Source organism: Paenibacillus sp. 01T422, from assembly GCF_056398785.1.
Genome location: NZ_JBFTQB010001365.1, coordinates 1 through 1,056, shown reverse-complemented (window position 1 = coordinate 1,056; position 1,056 = coordinate 1). Strand labels below are relative to the sequence as shown.

Below are 1,056 nucleotides of genomic sequence, written 5' to 3'. Positions count from 1 at the left end.
GTTCAGGTGTATGATGCTTTTGTGGGTCAGGATACCCGTTACCTTTCTGAGGATGCCATTCATCCGAATGAGGATGGTTATGATGAGCTGGCGCGTCAGGTTGAGAGCATTGTAACCCTTCAGCAGCTGCAGCGTTTGCTTCCTTAACTATGATAGGATGACATATCCGAAGATGGAAACGAAATGACAGGCGCTACCTGCGAGCACGAAAATATGCCAAATGGCATGGTGATAAGGGATGCGCCTCCATACATAGAATATGGAACCGAACGTGTACAGGAGTCCGCCAACTACAAGCCAAACGATGCCTCCGAAGGGCAGGTTCACATATAACGGCTTAAAGGCAATAACAATGAGCCAGCCCATGAGAATATAACAGAGCGTAGAGACGATAATAAATCGTTTCACATAAAATATTTTGAGCACGATACCTGTTAAGGCAAGTCCCCAAATCACGCCAAAGAATGTCCACCCCATAGGCCCGCGCAGTGTCACAAGCAAATAGGGAGTATAGGTGCCAGCAATTAAAACGTAAATTGCCGAATGATCAAGCACCTCAAAAATATCTTTCAGCCGAGGATGTCTGACACTGTGCAGCAGGGTGGAGCAGGTGTATAACGTAACGAGTGCCACGCCAAACACGCTAAAGCTCACAATATGCCAGGCATCGCCGTGCAGACAAGCCTGAATAACAAGCAGGATCAGCGCTGCGATGCTTAAAAGGACCCCAATCCCATGGCTGATGGCATTTGCTTTCTCTTCTTGAACGGAATATTCCATGTGAATAACCTTCTTTCTTTATTAGCTACAAAAAACTACCTAATAGATTGGACGATGAGAATATGTTTCTACCTTCATTTCGACTAGAAAATAAAATTGCCTTGGTTACAGGAGCGGGAAGAGGGATCGGCAGAGCACTGGCGATTGGACTTGCTGAGGCTGGTGCTGATGTTGCTCTTTTTGCACGCACATCAAGTGATATCGAAGAAGTTGCAGCTGAAATTCGTGCATTGGGCAGACAAGCTTATCCGTTCCAAGTGGACGTCACGAGTAGAG

The 1,056-nt window shown here is 46.4% G+C and carries 2 protein-coding genes; one reads left to right on the top strand and one right to left on the bottom strand.

Annotated features, from left to right (window positions below; translation table 11 throughout):
• Positions 1–147: 147 nt before the first annotated feature.
• Positions 148–780 carry a PAQR family membrane homeostasis protein TrhA gene (gene trhA, locus AC1DUA_RS38790; RefSeq protein ID WP_477504750.1) on the bottom strand — a complete coding sequence of 211 codons (633 nt, stop codon included), beginning with the start codon at positions 778–780 and terminating at the stop codon, positions 148–150.
• A 62-nt stretch (positions 781–842) separates the two neighbouring features.
• On the opposite strand from trhA, the gene AC1DUA_RS38785 reads away from it, so the two are divergent.
• Positions 843–1,056 (top strand): SDR family NAD(P)-dependent oxidoreductase (locus AC1DUA_RS38785; RefSeq protein WP_477504749.1); only part of this gene is annotated, 214 nt, incomplete at its 3' end.

Excerpts from the sequence above, each read along its gene's own strand:
- trhA (WP_477504750.1), bottom strand. The coding sequence starts at position 780 with ATGGAATATTCCGTTCAAGAAGAGAAAGCAAATGCCATCAGCCATGGG.